This is a genomic window from Methylobacterium sp. E-046, assembly GCF_022829625.1.
Taxonomy (GTDB): Bacteria; Pseudomonadota; Alphaproteobacteria; order Rhizobiales; family Beijerinckiaceae; genus Methylobacterium; species Methylobacterium longum.
Genome location: NZ_JAKSYP010000054.1, coordinates 1 through 411, shown reverse-complemented (window position 1 = coordinate 411; position 411 = coordinate 1). Strand labels below are relative to the sequence as shown.

Genomic DNA, 411 nt, shown 5'->3' with positions numbered 1-411 from the left:
GCGTTAGCGTTGCCGCGGCCGCCGCAGGGCACGAGTCAGGCCGTCGGCAGCGTTTCGGGCTGCGGACCAGGCATCGGCTCGGCGGCCACGTCAGGAAGCACTGTCTCGCGTGCCTCCTCCTCGCGGTCCCGGTCATTGCCCCGCAGGTCGACTACCTGCGCGCCGGTGGGGTTCTCCGGTCACGCCAGGGACGGCTCAGCGCTCCCGCCGTCCTCGTCGTCGGCGTCCCCGTTCATGCGGTACAGAACCGCGATGATGCGGTCTGCCGCCTCGAGAGCGACCTGCGCCGCCTCCTCCAGGCTGGCACGGAGCGCAGTCCCTGCCAACGGCGCCAAGATCTCCGGAGCCGCCGGTTTCAGACGCGGGGTGAAGGTGAGCACGTCGCCCATGGGTCAGGTCTCGGATTGCTAT

The 411-nt window shown here is 70.3% G+C and carries 1 protein-coding gene; it reads right to left on the bottom strand.

Annotated features, from left to right (window positions below; all coding sequences use genetic code 11):
• Nucleotides 1-179: 179 nt before the first annotated feature.
• Complete coding sequence (locus tag MKK82_RS03280) at nucleotides 180-389, bottom strand: hypothetical protein (RefSeq protein ID WP_243984646.1); 210 nt, start codon at nucleotides 387-389, stop codon at nucleotides 180-182.
• Between the last annotated feature and the right edge of the window lie 22 nt (nucleotides 390-411).

Excerpts from the sequence above, each read along its gene's own strand:
- MKK82_RS03280 (WP_243984646.1), bottom strand. The coding sequence starts at position 389 with ATGGGCGACGTGCTCACCTTCACCCCGCGTCTGAAACCGGCGGCTCCG.